Raw genomic sequence first — 15,537 nt, 5'->3', positions numbered from 1 at the left:
TTACATCAGCATGACACAGAGTCAATGTTTCAAGCCGCAAGTGCCCAATAGGTCGCAACCTCGGATCGTAATAAGCTTGCATCCGGAGCGTTTTTAAGGCGCTCCGGCGATACGCAACTGTCTCGACACACGAATATGTCTGAATTTTAGATTCAAAATTCGGAATCATGCGCCGAGGTAGTGCTAAGCGAAATTATTGTACATTTAGGGCAATGTTTCCGCTTTCACTACCGGTCAATCGGCGAGACCTTCCATCTGCACCGACAATGACCGTAAATCGCCTGCGCAGCATCGATAGGTTCGGCGAAACTGCAACATTAATCGCGGGGTCGAATTGCAGCGTAATCCGCCAGAGATCAGGCTTGATCGTTTCCTCGACGCCTATGATGCGGGCTTCAAATGCTGTTGAATGGAACATGCCCGAAACGCGCTGGCTGACGCGATAAGGCGCTGTATCGTCTTCAACTTGTACTTTTTCAACCTTCACACCGTTGGCTGCAAGCGTATTCCAGTCTCGTGTGCCAGATTGTCGGGCGACGAGATCAAGCGCTTTTCCGTGGCTGATATTTATGCCTTCTTCGCCCAAAGCCTGCCGCAAACGGCGAGCCTGGTGTTTGAAGTCAGTTGTCGTGTACCCAGCAAGGATAGCTGTGGTCATGGGTTCGCTCCTGAATGTGAGCAGCATTTTCGTAAACGGGCGCCCGCATTGCCGTTTCTGCCGTCACCGGAACAGGCCGAAACAGGAACTTGAATTCAGAATGCTTTACCATGGCCTTTAGGCTGCAAGCGGCAGGTGCATTCCAACCGTGAATGCAAAATAAGCAGTCATAAGTCAGATTTCAAGTGCCTTAGAATGTATGGGAAGGACGCTTGCGAACGATCGCTATTCAGTGCACAAATTGCGCATGAAAACAAATGCTCGCCCGCGTCGTTCCGTTTTGTTTGTGCCAGCTTCCAATAGCCGTGCAGTTGAAAAGTCACTGACGCTTGGAGCCGATTGCGTCATTTATGATCTGGAAGACTCGGTTGCGCCGGAAGCGAAACTTGCTGCGCGCGATGCATTGATTGCTCATTTTACCGAGCATCCAAAGGTTGGCTTTGAGCGCGTTGTGCGCGTTAACGCTGCTGATACGCAATGGAATAAGGCTGATCTTACTGCTGCGGCAAAGATTGGCGCGGATGCAGTTTTGCTGCCGAAGGCTGAACGACCGCAGGATGTGATTGATGCAGCCAGCCGGCTTGATCGCCAGGATGCCCATCCTGCAATGCGCGTCTGGGCGATGATAGAAACACCTCGCGGTATTCTGAACGCGGATGAGATTGCTGTTCTAGGTCATCGCTCTGCGGCACGGCTTGGCTGTTTTGTGGTGGGACCGAATGATATTGCGCTGGCAACTGGCGTACGCCCCCTAGAAGGACGACCCTATCTGATCCCATGGCTGATGCAGATATTATTGGCCGCGCGTGCTGGTGGAATTGATATTTTGGATGGTGTTTATAACGACTTTCGTGACACTACGGGCTTTGAAGCAGAATGCGTGCAAGGCGCGGCAATGGGGTTTGATGGAAAGACGCTTATTCATCCTTCACAAATTGAAGCCGCAAACCGTGCTTTTTCGCCGTCTGATGACGATGTGGCTTATGCCCGTGCTGTGGTTGCTGTCTTCGCGCAGCCGGAGAATGCTGATAAGGGCGTCGTATCGCTGGATGGTCAGATGGTCGAGCGCCTGCATCTGAAAATAGCCGAGCGCTTGCTCGCAAAATCAAACGCATAATTACAAAAAGGAAGAATAATTATGAAGCTTTATCGTTTCATCACAGGACCAGACGACTCTGCATTTTGTCATCGCGTGACGGCCGCTTTGAACAAGGGCTGGCAGCTGCATGGTTCGCCGACTTATGCGTTCAATGCAGCAACGGGTGTGCTGCATTGCGGTCAGCCGGTTATCAAGGAAGTCGAAGGCGTCGAATATACGCCTGACATCAAACTAGGCGACTATTGATTGAATAAAAAAGGCCGGTTTCCCGGCCTTTTGTCTTTTTGCGCATGTCTTTGTCCAAAAATCGGACACCACTTTTGGGAGACATGCTTTTAATTCAAACCACGTTTTTCAATCATCGCGTCAGGCGTTGGCATTTTGCCCCGGAATGCCTTGTAAAGATCTTCCGGGTCACGGCTACCGCCTGCCGAATAGATATATTGTTTAAGCTTTGCAGCGAGTGCAGGGTTAAAAGCATCGCCGGTTTCTTCAAATGCTGAGAAAGCATCGGCATCAAGCACTTCCGACCACATGTAGGAATAGTAACCAGCGGAATAGCCGTCGCCAGAGAAGACATGTGTGAAATGTGGCGTGCGGTGACGCATGATAATGGCATCAGGCATCGAAAGCTTTTCCAGTGTTGCCGCTTCAAATGCGAGTGGGTCAGTGATCTTTTCCGTGCCCGTATGAAATGCCATATCGACAAGTGCGGATGATGTAAACTCGACGGTATTAAACCCTGCATTGAACGAGCGGGCAGCGAGTACCTTGTCGAGCAGTGCCTTGGGCATGGCGTCACCGGTACGATAATGCACGGCATATTTTTCAAGCACTTCTGGCACGGTCAACCAATGCTCATATAGTTGAGACGGCAGTTCGACAAAGTCGCGTGCAACGGCGGTGCCTGATACGGCAGGCCATGTCACATCCGACAAAAGCCCATGCAACGCATGTCCAAACTCGTGGAATAGCGTGCGGGCATCATCCAGCGATAGCAGCGCAGGTTCGCCAGCCTTGGGCTTCGCGAAATTCATTACGTTATAGATGAACGGCTTTTGCCCAGCACCAAGCTTATGGCTTGATTGCAAAGAACTCATCCATGCACCTGAACGTTTTGAGGTACGTGCAAAATAGTCACCGAGGAATAAGCCACGCCCGCTGCCATCGGCATTCAAAACCTGAAACACCCTTACATCAGGGTGCCATGTGGAGATGCCTTTTTTCTCTTCAAAGCGAATGCCGAAAAGCCGCGTCGCAACATCGAAACTTGCTTCAATGATTTTTTCGAGTTGCAGATAGGGCTTCAGTTCGGCCTCATCGAACGCGAAACGTTCGGCGCGAAGCTTTTCAGCATAAAAACGCCAGTCCCACGGTGCCACTTTGTGATTGTTACCATCTGCTGCGATCAGGCGCTCAAGCTCAGTTTCTTCTTCCCGCGCTTTGGCGCGTGCCTTGTCCCACACTGGCTCCAGTAGATCCATCACGGCCTTTGGTGTTTTAGCCATGGTGTCATCGAGCTTATAGGCTGCGAAATTAGCATAGCCGAGCAGGTGCGCTTTGCGTTCGCGCAGTTCCACCATTTCGCGCACAACCTCGCGATTATCGGTTTCTCCGCCATTTTCGCCGCGCTTGCCCCATGCGTTGAAAGCCTGTTCGCGTAGTTCGCGGTTTTCCGAGAATGTCAGAAATGGTTCAACGATAGACCGAGACAGCGTGACCGCCCACGCGTCTGGTTTGCCGCGTTCTGTTGCTGCACTTTGCATGGCATTTTTTAGAAAGTCAGGCAGTCCCGCTAGGTCAGCTTCGTTGGTGATAAACAATGCCCAGCTTGATTCATCTTTGAGTACATTCTGACCAAAGCGTGCACCGAGTCCGGCAAGCTTCTCGTTGATGTCTGCCAATTCCTGTTTGCCTGCTTCATCAAGCTTTGCGCCAGAGCGGACAAAGCCCTTCCAGGTCTTTTCCAGCACACGCTTTGTCTCAATATCGAGATCAAGATGATCGCGGTTTTCATAAAGTGCATCAATACGCGCAAACAGTTTTGGGTCCATCATGATGCGCGAATAATGACGCGACATTTTTGGTGCGATTTCGCGTTCCAGCGCCTGAATAGTATCGTTGGTATATGCACCGGCGCGCATCCAGAAAATTGATGAAACGCGATCAAGCGATTGGCCGGTAAGCTGTAAGGCTTTCAGTGTATTTTCAATGGTTGGTTCCGCAGTGTCGTTGGTAATAGCTTCGACTTCCGCAAGGTCTTTAGCCAGAGCTGCATCGAAAGTGGCATCGAAATCATCATCCCTGAAAGCGGTGAAATCCGGCAGGCCCAGAGGTCCATTCCATTCGGTCAATGCGTGATTATAGACGGGCGTATCGGACATCGGAAAACTCTCGCTAAATGAATTCGCTATGTATCAGACTTAGGATTTCAATGATGGCAGGGCAAGAGCAATTGGCAGCTTTAAGAGGAATATGAAAAAGCCGTCATGAACGCGGTGCGGGGGTTGACTTTGACGCTGACGCGGCGCAAATGAGCCTCGCAGCCGCATTCTCTTTGGCTGCATTTCAACCGGAGTTTTATTCTCTCATGCCAAGCGACAGTCACAGTCGATTGTTTCAGCCGTCAAGGCAGTTCGTGATCTGATCGCTTTCGGTCGGCTTGCACGATCTGCCTCTGACGGCGGATCGACAGAAAGGCAAGCCTATGACCGACAACAACTTCACCGAAGTTCTCAATGTTGCCGACCTTCCTGCTGCTGCAATTGCCAGCCGCATCGCCGATATTCGTACCGGTGACGCAGTCGAAATTGTCAATGAACTCGATGCAGATGACGCAATCGCAGTTATTGCACAGCTATCGCACGACGATGCTATCCGTTTGCTCGACCAGCCTGAGCTGGAACGGGCCACCGAAATTCTGGCAACCTTGCCGCCAAATATCGCAAGCTTCCTGCTTGATGGCATGTCCGCTGACCGTGCCACCGACGTTTTTCAGGATATGGAAGACGCAGATCGTGCACGTCTGTTCCCCATTCTTGCGCCTGAAACCAAGGCTGCGTTAAAAAAGCTCATGGGCTATCCGCCGAATACGGCTGGTAGTCTGATGACGATTGAGTTCATCACCGTGCCATCCAACTGGAATGTTGGACAAACGCTGGACCACATTCGTCAGGTCGAGCGTACGCGTGAGACCGTCTACGCCATCTATGTGGTTGATCCGCAAACCCGCGTTCTTCTGGGCGTAGTCAGCCTGCGTCGTCTGATCATTCGTGAGCTGGACGAGCCGATCCTTTCGCTTGCGCGTGATGATGACCCGATCACCATTTCTCCGCTTGCCAATCGTGAAGACGTTGCGCGCCTTTTCCGCAAGCACGACCTTCTGGCAGTGCCTGTCGTTGATGACAGCCGCCATATTATTGGTATCGTGACTGTTGACGATGTGCTCGATGCGATGACTGAGGATGCGAGTGAAGACGCTTACCGTTTCGGCGGTATGGAAGCACTCGATAAGCCTTATATGCGCATCGGCTTTGGCGAAATGCTCAAGAAGCGCGGTGGCTGGCTGGGGATTCTTTTCCTTGGCGAAATGCTCACCGCAAGTGCGATGCAGCATTTTGAAGTCGAGCTGGAAAAAGCACTCGTGCTGACGCTGTTTATTCCGCTGATTATGTCATCGGGTGGTAATTCCGGTTCACAGGCCACATCACTGATCATCCGTGCGCTTGCATTGCAGGAACTTAGTCTCAAAGATTGGTGGCGTGTCGCAATTCGTGAATTACCAACTGGTTTGGCACTCGGCGCATTCCTTGGTTTCATCGGTGTCGTGCGTATTGCGATCTGGCAAAATCTCGGTATCTACGATTATGGTGAACACTGGATGCTGGTTGCAGCAACCGTTGGTATGGCGCTTGTCTGTATCGTGACTTTTGGTTCTGTGACGGGGTCTATGCTGCCATTTATTCTGCGCAGGCTGGGTTTTGATCCAGCCAGTGCGTCGGCACCTTTCGTTGCCACGCTGGTCGATGTGACAGGCCTTGTGATCTATTTCAGTGTTGCATTGGTGATCCTCTCAGGAACTTTGCTGTAGAAAACACGGCAAAACTGTCACAATCGGCCTGTAAATAAACACCTAAATCCGGGCTTTTCGGGTTAATTAAGGGGCAGTTTCGTGCTGCCCCTTTCTAAAACGCAAAAAAACCTGTATGAGCGCCCCATTGATTTTCCGCGCAACCAATGCTGGCGCGGCTCCCAACTCGTAGAGAAGTGATCTCCATATGGAATTGCGTAATATCGCTATTATCGCACACGTCGATCATGGCAAAACCACACTGGTCGATGAATTGTTGAAACAGTCCGGCTCGTTCCGCGACAATCAGCGCGTTGCAGAACGCATGATGGACTCCAACGACATCGAAAAGGAACGCGGGATCACCATTCTCGCCAAGGCGACTTCGGTCGTTTGGAAAAACACGCGCATCAACATCGTCGACACACCCGGCCACGCCGATTTCGGTGGCGAAGTTGAGCGTATTCTTTCGATGGTTGATGGCGCTATCGTGCTTGTTGACGCAGCTGAAGGTCCGATGCCACAGACGAAATTTGTTGTCGGCAAGGCGCTCAAAGTGGGTCTGCGTCCAATCGTTGCGATCAACAAGATTGATCGTCCAGATGGTCGTCATGAAGAAGTCATCAATGAAGTATTCGACCTCTTCGCAAATCTCGATGCGACAGATGAGCAGCTTGAATTCCCGATTCTTTACGGTTCAGGCCGTAATGGCTGGATGGCGCTGAATCCAGAGGGCCCGCAGGACGAAGGTCTGGCACCGCTGTTCGATCTGGTGCTCAAGCACGTACCTGCGCCAAAGGTGGCGGAAGGTCCATTCAGCATGATCGGTACGATCCTTGAAGCTGATCCTTTCCTCGGTCGCATTATCACTGGTCGTATACATTCCGGTTCGGTTAAGTCGAACCAGCCTGTGAAGGTACTGAGCCAGGATGGCAAGCTTCTCGAAACCGGCCGTATTTCCAAGATACTTGCATTCCGCGGTATTGAGCGTCAGGCAATTGATGAAGCCCATGCAGGCGACATTGTTGCAATCGCGGGTCTTTCCAAGGGTACAGTTGCTGACACATTCTGCGATACATCGGTAAGTATTCCGCTTGAAGCGCAGCCAATTGATCCGCCAACCGTAACTATGTCCTTCATCGTCAATGACAGCCCTTATGCCGGCACCGAAGGTGACAAGGTAACGAGCCGCGTTATTCGTGACCGTCTCATGAAGGAAGCGGAAGGCAATGTTGCTCTGAAGATCGAAGAATCGAGCGAAAAAGACTCTTTCTTCGTTTCTGGTCGCGGCGAATTGCAGCTTGCTGTTCTGATCGAAAACATGCGTCGTGAAGGCTTTGAACTTGGCGTTTCGCGTCCGCGCGTTGTCATGAAAGAAGGCGACAACGGCGAAATGCTTGAGCCTGTGGAAGAAGTCGTCATCGACGTCGATGAAGAATATTCCGGCACCGTTGTTCAGAAAATGTCCGAACGTAAGGCCGAAATGGTCGAACTGCGTCCTTCGGGCGGCAATCGCGTTCGCATGGTTTTCTACGCACCGACCCGTGGTCTTATTGGCTATCAGTCGGAACTTCTGACCGATACACGCGGCACGGCGATCATGAACCGTCTGTTCCACGATTATCAGCCATATAAGGGCGAAATCGCTGGTCGTAACAATGGTGTTCTGATTTCTAACGATCAGGGCGAAGCTGTTGCTTATGCACTGTTCAACCTTGAAGATCGTGGTCCGATGATCATTGACGCAGGCGTCAAGGTTTATCAGGGTATGCTTATCGGCATTCACTCGCGCGACAACGATCTGGAGGTGAACGTGTTGAAGGGCAAGAAGCTCACCAACGTTCGCGCGTCGGGCAAGGATGAAGCCGTGAAGCTGACGCCGCCGATCCGCATGACGCTGGAACGCGCTTTGTCGTGGATTCAGGATGACGAACTGGTTGAAGTAACGCCAAAGTCGATCCGTCTGCGCAAGCTCTATCTCGATCCAAATGAGCGCAAGCGCTTTGAAAAGAGCGGCAAATCAAGCGCTGCTTGATTTCTCTGGTTGAACAAAAAACGGCGCCGAAGGGCGCCGTTTTCATTTTGTCAGATTGATGATTATTTATCTCTCGCCGCGACGGTAAGGTTGCATCAATGCTTGCGGAACGCGCGCGCGGCGCGCCATGACGATCAGTGCTACAATCGACATGATATATGGGATCATCAGGAAAAGCTGATAAGGCACGAGCTTACCGTAAACGGTCTGCAAGCGCAGCTGGAATGCATCAAAGAGTGCGAATAGCAGCGCACCAAGCAGCGCACGCGCGGGTTTCCACGACGCAAAAACGACAAGCGCGATACAGACCCAGCCGCGTCCTTGCATCATAGTTGGGAAGAATGAGTTGAACGCTGAGAGCGTTAGAAACGAACCACCAACAGCCATCAATGCACTGCCGAACATGATGGTGAAAATACGCACGCGGATTGGATTGATGCCTTGTGCTTCTGCTGCATGCGGGTTTTCGCCGGTCATGCGGATGGCTAGGCCGATAGGCGTTCGAAACAAGATATAAGCAAGCAGCAGCGCCAGCGGAATGGCGATCCATGTGAGTGCGGTTTGTGTACCGAGAACCTGTCCCAAAAATGGAATGTCAGTGAGCCATGATGGATTGAGCGGCTGAAACGGTGTGATTGTTGGCGGGGTCGATGATAGCGGCACCAGCAGGCGGAACAGGAAGTAGCTGAGGCTCGATGCAAACAGCGTAATACCAAGACCGACCACATGCTGTGACAAGCCGAGCGGCACGGTGAGCGCTGCGTGAAGCAGACCGAACAAAGCGCCCGATGCAGCCGCTGCAAGCACGCCCACCCAAAGGTCAGCGCCATTGAAGACGGTCAGCCAGCCAATCATTGCGCCGAAGGTCATAATGCCTTCGATGCCAAGATTGAGAACGCCTGCGCGTTCGCAATAAAGCGCGCCAAGTGTGCCGAAAATCAGCGGTGTTGCAATGCGAAGCACTGAAACCCAGAGGCCAGCGGAAAGCAGGATATCCATCAACTCGTTCATCGGGCGATCCTGTATTGGGTGAAAAAGAGGGCAACCAGCATGGTCAGCAGTGAGAGCGCCACAGTCACATCAGCGATGAAGCTTGGAATGCCAATCGCGCGGCTCATACCGTCAGCGCCCACAAACATGGCGGCAGCAAACAGTGCTGAAAAGATTGCGCCAATCGGATTTAGATTGGCGAGCATAGCAACGATTATGCCGGAATAACCAAATCCCGGCGACAGATCGGTCGTGACATAGCCTTTGACGCCCATGACCTGAATTGCACCGGCAAGGCCTGCGAGACCACCCGAAATACAGGCAACCTTCACAAGCGTTTTTCCAAGCGGAACACCTGCAAAACGTGCCGCTTGCGGGTTAAGACCGGCGGCTTTGGTTTCAAGGCCGAATACGGTGCGTTTTTGCACATAGGCGATGATAAGCGCTAATGCGATGGCAATCAGAATGCCTATATGTAGACGCATGCCGGACATGATTTTCGGCAGAACGGCGGCATCGGGTACAGGTTCTGACTGCGGCCAGCCAAAGGCCATCGGGTCTTTCATCGGACCTTCGATCATCATTGAGACGAACAGCACGGCTACGAAATTGAGCAGCAGGGTGGTCACAACTTCATCAACGCCAAAACGCAGACGAAGCCCAAGCGGGATTAGCAGAAAGATCATGCCAGCAATCGCACCAACGATCAGTAGCAGCGGGATCAGCAAAGCTGCCGGAAGTTGCAACTGCGTGCCAAAGGCCACCACTGCAAGCGCACCCATATAGAACTGACCTTCTGCGCCAATGTTCCAGAGCTTGGAACGGAAGGCGACGGCGGCGGCTAGGCCCGTTAGCATCAAGGGCGTTGCGCGGGTCAGCGTTTCCGTGATGGAGAGCTTGTTGCCAAAGGCACCAATGGCGATCTGGCGGAAAGCCTCAAACACTGGCGCTCCGGCACTCGCAATCAGCAGTCCGGCCAATACAAAGGCTGCAAAGACGGCGATGATGGGTGCAGTTGCTACCAGAAGCATGGGCCGTGTTTCGCGTCGTTCAATACGCATCAGTTCAGCCCTTCCTTTTGTTTGAGCATGATCTTATCCGAAAACCGCTTCACACTTTTCGGGATCATGCTCTGCCCCACTCGCCGGCCATCATCAGGCCCAGTCGTTGCGCATCGGCCTCTTCTGCCTCAATCGGTGGTGACAGCTTGCCCTTGACGATTGCCTGCACGCGGTCGGCAAGGCCGAGGATTTCATCCAGATCTTCTGAGATGAGCAGCACCGCCGCACCCTTGGCGCGGGCTTCCAGAATGCGGGTATGAATGGCTGCAACCGCACCTTCATCAAGGCCGCGTGTCGGCTGCGCCGCAATCAGAATGCGCGGTGCCGTTTCAAGATTGCGGCCAAGAATAAGCTTCTGCATATTGCCACCCGAAAGCAGGCGAATTCGGCTGTCTGGCGTACCCCCGCGCACATCGAATTCCTTGATGATGCGGTTGGTGAACGCGCGCGCGGCCTGACGATTGACTAGCAGACCATTGGAGAATTGCGGATCGCGCACACGCTCAAGAACAGCATTTTCCCAAAGTGTGAGATCGCCGATTGCGCCTTCTGCATTCCGGTCTTCCGGGATGCGGCCAACGCCTTCGGAAACGAAACTGCGCGGGTCAAACTTTGTGACCTGCTGTCCGAACTTGAAAAGCGAGCCTTTGGCGGGTTGGCTCAGGCCCGAAACAAGCCTTCCAAGTGCGGCCTGTCCATTGCCCGAAACACCGATAATGCCGAGTGTTTCGCCTGCGCGAAGGTGAAAGTTAAGCTTTGACAGACGTGTTGTACGGTCTTCGATAACGCTCACATTTTTGGCTTCAAGCAAAGTCTCGCCAGGGCTAGCTTTCGCACGAGACGGGCGCGAAACACGGCGACCGACCATTAGTTCCGCAAGCTCTTCCTTGGATGTTTCGGAAGCTTTGCGTTCTGCAACCAGTTTGCCGCCACGCAAAACCACGACACGGTCGGCAGCCGACATGACTTCATGCAATTTGTGCGAAATGAAAATCAGCGACAAGCCCTGACGCGCCATTTCTTTGAGCGTCGCAAACAGGCCTTCCGCTTCCTGTGTGGTCAGAACCGCGGTTGGCTCATCGAGGATCAGAATGTCGGCGTCGTTATAAAGAGCTTTGAGGATTTCGACACGCTGCTGTTCGCCGACCGAAAGATCGCCAAGCCGCGCGTCGGGATCGACCTGCAAGCCAAAACGCTTAGCGGTCTGCGCGATTTTTGCCCGGGCGGCACTGCGATCCGACTTTAATTTCCAGAGGCTTTCGGTGCCAGTGATGATGTTTTCCAGAACCGTGAGGTTGGGGGCAAGCGTAAAATGCTGATGCACCATGCCAACGCCTGCATCAATGGCGGTACGCGGTTTGCCTTGCGGGATTTCAGCGCCTTTGACGAATACGCGGCCTTCATCCGGAACATAATGGCCGAACAGGATATTCATCAGTGTGGTCTTGCCTGCACCATTTTCGCCCAGGAAAGCGAGTATTTCGCCGCGCTCAAGTTTGAGCGAAATATCGTCATTGGCGGTTAACGCGCCGAACCGCTTGGTGATGTTTTGCAGTTCAAGAACTGTGGTGGTCATGTGTTCAGCCCCGCAACGCAAAATTTATGCTGCCAGCGACAGTCCTCTTCCATCAGCTCGCCAAGGTTCAACAGAAGATTGTCCGATCCCATGGGCGCAATCAACTGAATGGCAACTGGCATACCGTTTGCGTCCTCGCCAAATGGCATGGAAAGTGCCGGAAAACCGGAAATATTGGCCAATGCGGCATAAGGGGAAAATGCATTCATCTTATACCAATGTGCGTCCACATCGTCGTGATCCACGGGATAGGAACCAAGAGGCTGTGGCGCAGTTGAAAGCATCGGCGTGATAAGCACATCGATGTCATGGAAAATCTGCCAGAGCTTGTGCGCAACCACCACACCGCCATTCATGGCGTCGTAAAGTTCGATGGCAGTCAACGTGCGGCCACGTAAAGCCACTGCTTGCGTTAGTCTTTCGAGCTTATCTTCATCAATGGAGAATGCATCAATAGCCGATGCCAGATTGGCCGAGATGATGCGGTCAAAAGCTACAGCACTTGCATCAACGAGCGGCGCGAGTGTTTGCGCATTGATGTCGCAAATTGTTTGGCCCTTTGCTTCCAGAAAGCGTGCTGCATCGGCCACGATTTGCAAGCGCTCTGTGCTCACCGGATAATTGATAAGATCGTTGGAAATAATCCCGATACGTAACCTTTTCGGGCTTGTGTAGGTTACCAGCGCGACATCTGGCAAAAAGCTTTCTGTTTTTCCGGCCAACAGCGGCAGCAATGTTTTTGCATCGCGTATTGAACGGCAAAGCGCAAACTCACTGGCAATGCCCGCGAGATAATTGCCGAAATATGGACCCGCTGGCATGGCTCCGCGACTGGGTTTCAGGCCTATGAGGCCACAGGCTGCGGCTGGAACGCGAATTGATCCGCCTGCATCGGTGGCGTGCGCTACCGAAACAATCCCAGCCGCGACCGCTGCCGCTGCTCCGCCGGAAGAACCTGCAGGCGAAAGCGTCTCATCAAAAGGATGGCGAGCGAGAGGGCCGTCTATCGGCTCGCTTGCAAGTGCCATGCCGAATTCGGGAACAGTTGTCGTGCCGAAGAAATTAAGACCAGCTTTGCGCAGACGTGCGGCAAGTTCTGAATCACGCTCGGTCGATGCATTGGCGCAGGCGCGTGAGCCGAGACGAATGGGAAGACCAGCGCAAGGGCCGCCCAGATCTTTAAATAGCGATGGCACACCAGAGAAGGCAGCTTTTTTATCAAAAGCGGCAGCGTTTTTACGGCCAAGTTCCGCATCAACATATGCAATGGCGCCCAGCGGGCGCCATTTTTCTGCGGCTTCAATAGCACAATCCAAGGCCTCTCTCGCAGATAAAGCGCCATTTGCAATCGCTTGCGCGAGCGCTGTTGCGTCTTGCTGCTTCATATCGGGAGCCATGCTATGCCGTCCTGCCTGTTTAGTTACTTCGGATCAGCCGGATTAGGCTCGACCTTGAAGTTGCCTGCCTTGATTTCGGCGCGGCGCGCTTCCATCTTGGCTTCGGCTTCAGCAGGTGCAACACCTTTGACGTAAACGATGTCGTTGCCGCCTTCCTTCATCAGGCTGAAAGGCGTGTAATCCTTACCGGTTGGATTGCCTGCCTTAACGTCCGCAATGGCAGCATTGAGGATCGGGCGGAAATACCACATCGCATTGGCGAAAACCGTATCCGGGTAGCGTGGCGTGTAATCAATCAGTGAGCCGATTGCCTTGATGCCACGTTCTTTGGCAGCATCTGCCGTGCCGATGCGCTCACCAAACAGAATGTCTGCGCCTGCATCAATCTGCGCTAGGCCAGCTTCGCGGGCCTTTGGCGGATCAAAGAATGTGCCGATATAGGAAGCGTTGAACTTCGCATCGGGGCGGGTTTCCTTCACGCCATCCTGAAACGCATTGATCAACATGTTTACTTCCGGAATTGGAACCGCGCCAACCGAACCGAATGTGCCGGATTTGCCTGTTGCACCTGCCAACATGCCAGCAAGATATGCGGCTTCAAAATTCCACGTACCAAACACGCCGAAATTATCGCCCTGTTCCTTGCCGGAAGAACCCATGATGAAAGTCGTCTGCGGATAATCTGCTGCCACCTGACGCGCTTCGCGCTCAACAGCATAGGATTCGCCAACGATCAGTTTTATGCCCTGTTCGGCATATTCGCGCATGGCGCGGGGATAGTCGCTGGCTGAAACGCCTTCCGAGAAAACATATTCAATGACGCCTTCGTCATTGGCCTGTTTCAGCGCTTCATGAAGGCGTGAATTCCATGCGTTTTCCACAGGGGAAGCATGAATGCCGGCGACTTTGAGCTTTTCATCGGCGGCGAATACATTGCTGGATAACGCGGTTGCGCCGAGTGCAGCAGTCATTGCGAGAACGCTGCGGCGGGTAAATTTAGATGTTCTGTTCATGGGAACCCCTCTTGGGTGATTTTTAGACGTGCAATTATGCGCGGTAGTCTTTTGCTTTGGCGCGCATCTTTTCCGAAAACCGTTTCACACTTTTCGGGACGCGCTTTTTGCTCTGCCTCTTTTGCGAGGCTTATGAGCAACGTTACGTATTTCAGACGAATCTGCCGTTAATTCAAGCGCTTTTATCAGACGATTGAAAAACAGGCACCGTTTTTTCGTCGCATATTTGTGGGAATATCATCCTAGGGGTGCGTAGTCGGCAGCGTCGACTGAAGACGGACGGCCTTCAAGGTTGAGAGTGCTGATGCGCTGGGGTGTTTCTGCGATGATCTTGCCGCGCTTGACGACGGTCAGGCGATTGGCTTTGAGACGCAGTGCTTCCAATGGGTCGCGTGCCTGAAGCACCACGAAATCTGCATTGCAGCCTTTTTCTAGGCCATAGCCTTCAAGCCCAAGTGCCTTTGCGGAATTGACGGTGAGCGCATCGAAAACCCGCTTTTTGCCTTCGATTGACGTCATTTGTGCGACATGGACTGCCATATGGCCGACTTCCAGCATGTCGCCTGAACCCATCGAATACCACGGGTCCATGACGCAGTCGTGGCCAAAGGCAACATTGACACCAGCAGCCATCAGCTCCGGAACACGCGTCATTCCGCGACGCTTCGGATAAGTGTCGGCGCGGCCCTGCAAGGTGATATTGATGAGCGGATTTGGAATAGCGTTCATCTCAGCTTCCGCAATCAGCGGAATAAGCTTTGAAACATAATAATTATCCATGGAATGCATGGAGGTGAGATGCGAGCCGGACACGCGGCCCTGAAGACCGAAACGCATCGTCTGCGCTGCCAATGTTTCGACATGGCGCGACATTGGATCGTCGGTTTCATCGCAATGAATATCGACCGGCAGGCCTCGCTCGGCGGCGATGCGGCAGAGTTCTTCAAGTGAAGCTGCGCCATCTGCCATGGTACGTTCGAAGTGCGGAATGCCGCCGACAACATTAAGGCCCATATCGAGCGAACGGTTGACGAGATCGACAGCACCCGGCGAACGATAGTAGCCGTCCTGTGGGAAAGCCACGAGTTGCAGATCGATATAAGGTTTAACCTTCTCACGCACTTCGATCATCGCCTGGGCGGTGAAAAGGCGCGGATCACTGACATCGACATGGCTACGGATGGCAAGCAGGCCCTGACTGACGGCAAGATCGCAATAGCGCAAGGCGCGTTCGACCATCGCATCAATAGTCAGCATGGGCTTAAGTTCACCCCAAAGCGCAATGCCTTCTAAAAGTGTGCCGGAGCGGTTGAGGCGGGGCAAGCCGAGCGAGAGCGTCGCATCCATGTGGAAATGTGGATCGACGAAAGGCGGCGTCACCAGACGGTTGGAGGCATCGATCTCTTTGGCCGCTTCATGCTCGCCATTTGAGGCCACAATGTCGGCAATCTTGCCATCCTTGACCAGAATGTCCTGCTTCTCACGTCCGTCGGGAAGATTGGCGTTTCTTACAATCAAATCGAACATCGGCGGACCTTTCATGTTTTGGGCAGGATGAGCGGCGGGGGAGGCAGGCCCATTTTTCATTGCCTTATACCCAACTTTGCACGCACGCAATGCCAACGCAGCCATAAGGGGT

The 15,537-nt window shown here is 53.0% G+C and carries 12 protein-coding genes; 4 read left to right on the top strand and 8 right to left on the bottom strand.

Annotated elements, in window-relative coordinates:
- Window positions 1-193: 193 nt before the first annotated feature.
- On the bottom strand, window positions 194-658 hold the full coding sequence (locus CEV31_RS17165; RefSeq protein ID WP_094508824.1) for a glyoxalase superfamily protein: 465 nt from the start codon (window positions 656-658) through the stop codon (window positions 194-196).
- A 199-nt stretch (window positions 659-857) separates the two neighbouring features.
- Here CEV31_RS17165 and CEV31_RS17160 point away from each other — a divergent pair, with 199 nt between their 5' ends.
- Together CEV31_RS17160 and CEV31_RS17155 are read left to right on the top strand one after the other, a co-directional pair.
- Window positions 858-1,775, top strand: coding sequence for an HpcH/HpaI aldolase/citrate lyase family protein (locus tag CEV31_RS17160; protein WP_374847137.1), 918 nt, complete (start codon window positions 858-860; stop codon window positions 1,773-1,775).
- 21 nt (window positions 1,776-1,796) lie between these two features.
- Complete coding sequence (locus CEV31_RS17155) at window positions 1,797-2,003, top strand: DUF1737 domain-containing protein (RefSeq protein WP_094508822.1); 207 nt, start codon at window positions 1,797-1,799, stop codon at window positions 2,001-2,003.
- 89 nt (window positions 2,004-2,092) lie between these two features.
- Here CEV31_RS17155 and CEV31_RS17150 read toward each other — a convergent pair whose 3' ends face one another.
- Window positions 2,093-4,141, bottom strand: a complete 2,049-nt coding sequence (locus CEV31_RS17150; RefSeq protein ID WP_094508820.1) for a M3 family metallopeptidase — start codon at window positions 4,139-4,141, stop codon at window positions 2,093-2,095.
- Window positions 4,142-4,464: 323 nt separating this feature from the next.
- Here CEV31_RS17150 and mgtE point away from each other — a divergent pair, with 323 nt between their 5' ends.
- Together mgtE and typA are read left to right on the top strand one after the other, a co-directional pair.
- Window positions 4,465-5,847 (top strand): magnesium transporter, encoded by a 1,383-nt coding sequence (gene mgtE, locus CEV31_RS17145; protein ID WP_094508908.1) that lies wholly within the window; start codon window positions 4,465-4,467, stop codon window positions 5,845-5,847.
- Window positions 5,848-6,034: 187 nt separating this feature from the next.
- On the top strand, window positions 6,035-7,861 hold the full coding sequence (gene typA / locus CEV31_RS17140; RefSeq protein ID WP_094508818.1) for a translational GTPase TypA: 1,827 nt from the start codon (window positions 6,035-6,037) through the stop codon (window positions 7,859-7,861).
- A gap of 66 nt (window positions 7,862-7,927) precedes the next feature.
- Here typA and CEV31_RS17135 read toward each other — a convergent pair whose 3' ends face one another.
- The 6 genes from CEV31_RS17135 to CEV31_RS17110 form a co-directional block, all read right to left on the bottom strand.
- Complete coding sequence (locus CEV31_RS17135; protein ID WP_094508816.1) at window positions 7,928-8,872, bottom strand: ABC transporter permease; 945 nt, start codon at window positions 8,870-8,872, stop codon at window positions 7,928-7,930.
- On the bottom strand, window positions 8,869-9,912 hold the full coding sequence (locus CEV31_RS17130) for an ABC transporter permease (RefSeq protein ID WP_094508814.1): 1,044 nt from the start codon (window positions 9,910-9,912) through the stop codon (window positions 8,869-8,871). Before CEV31_RS17130 ends, CEV31_RS17135 begins: the two co-directional genes overlap by 4 nt.
- Before the next feature lie 64 nt (window positions 9,913-9,976).
- The gene (locus tag CEV31_RS17125; RefSeq protein ID WP_094508811.1) at window positions 9,977-11,488 is read right to left on the bottom strand and encodes an ABC transporter ATP-binding protein; all 1,512 of its coding nucleotides are present in this window, start codon (window positions 11,486-11,488) and stop codon (window positions 9,977-9,979) included.
- Window positions 11,485-12,885, bottom strand: a complete 1,401-nt coding sequence (locus tag CEV31_RS17120) for an amidase (protein ID WP_094508809.1) — start codon at window positions 12,883-12,885, stop codon at window positions 11,485-11,487. Before CEV31_RS17120 ends, CEV31_RS17125 begins: the two co-directional genes overlap by 4 nt.
- 23 nt (window positions 12,886-12,908) lie before the next feature.
- Complete coding sequence (locus CEV31_RS17115; protein WP_094508807.1) at window positions 12,909-13,898, bottom strand: BMP family protein; 990 nt, start codon at window positions 13,896-13,898, stop codon at window positions 12,909-12,911.
- Between the two features lie 237 nt (window positions 13,899-14,135).
- On the bottom strand, window positions 14,136-15,425 hold the full coding sequence (locus CEV31_RS17110; RefSeq protein WP_094508906.1) for an amidohydrolase family protein: 1,290 nt from the start codon (window positions 15,423-15,425) through the stop codon (window positions 14,136-14,138).
- Window positions 15,426-15,537: the final 112 nt, after the last annotated feature.

The sequence above is a fragment of the Brucella thiophenivorans genome (assembly GCF_002252445.1).
Lineage (GTDB): Bacteria > Pseudomonadota > Alphaproteobacteria > Rhizobiales > Rhizobiaceae > Brucella > Brucella thiophenivorans.
This window is presented reverse-complemented; position numbering and strand designations above follow the sequence as displayed.

Excerpts from the sequence above, each read along its gene's own strand:
- CEV31_RS17125 (WP_094508811.1), bottom strand. The coding sequence starts at position 11,488 with ATGACCACCACAGTTCTTGAACTGCAAAACATCACCAAGCGGTTCGGC.
- typA (WP_094508818.1), top strand. The coding sequence starts at position 6,035 with ATGGAATTGCGTAATATCGCTATTATCGCACACGTCGATCATGGCAAA.
- CEV31_RS17110 (WP_094508906.1), bottom strand. The coding sequence starts at position 15,425 with ATGTTCGATTTGATTGTAAGAAACGCCAATCTTCCCGACGGACGTGAG.
- CEV31_RS17150 (WP_094508820.1), bottom strand. The coding sequence starts at position 4,141 with ATGTCCGATACGCCCGTCTATAATCACGCATTGACCGAATGGAATGGA.
- CEV31_RS17130 (WP_094508814.1), bottom strand. The coding sequence starts at position 9,912 with ATGCGTATTGAACGACGCGAAACACGGCCCATGCTTCTGGTAGCAACT.
- CEV31_RS17155 (WP_094508822.1), top strand. The coding sequence starts at position 1,797 with ATGAAGCTTTATCGTTTCATCACAGGACCAGACGACTCTGCATTTTGT.
- CEV31_RS17120 (WP_094508809.1), bottom strand. The coding sequence starts at position 12,885 with ATGGCTCCCGATATGAAGCAGCAAGACGCAACAGCGCTCGCGCAAGCG.
- CEV31_RS17165 (WP_094508824.1), bottom strand. The coding sequence starts at position 658 with ATGACCACAGCTATCCTTGCTGGGTACACGACAACTGACTTCAAACAC.
- CEV31_RS17115 (WP_094508807.1), bottom strand. The coding sequence starts at position 13,898 with ATGAACAGAACATCTAAATTTACCCGCCGCAGCGTTCTCGCAATGACT.
- CEV31_RS17135 (WP_094508816.1), bottom strand. The coding sequence starts at position 8,872 with ATGAACGAGTTGATGGATATCCTGCTTTCCGCTGGCCTCTGGGTTTCA.
- mgtE (WP_094508908.1), top strand. The coding sequence starts at position 4,465 with ATGACCGACAACAACTTCACCGAAGTTCTCAATGTTGCCGACCTTCCT.
- CEV31_RS17160 (WP_374847137.1), top strand. The coding sequence starts at position 858 with ATGGGAAGGACGCTTGCGAACGATCGCTATTCAGTGCACAAATTGCGC.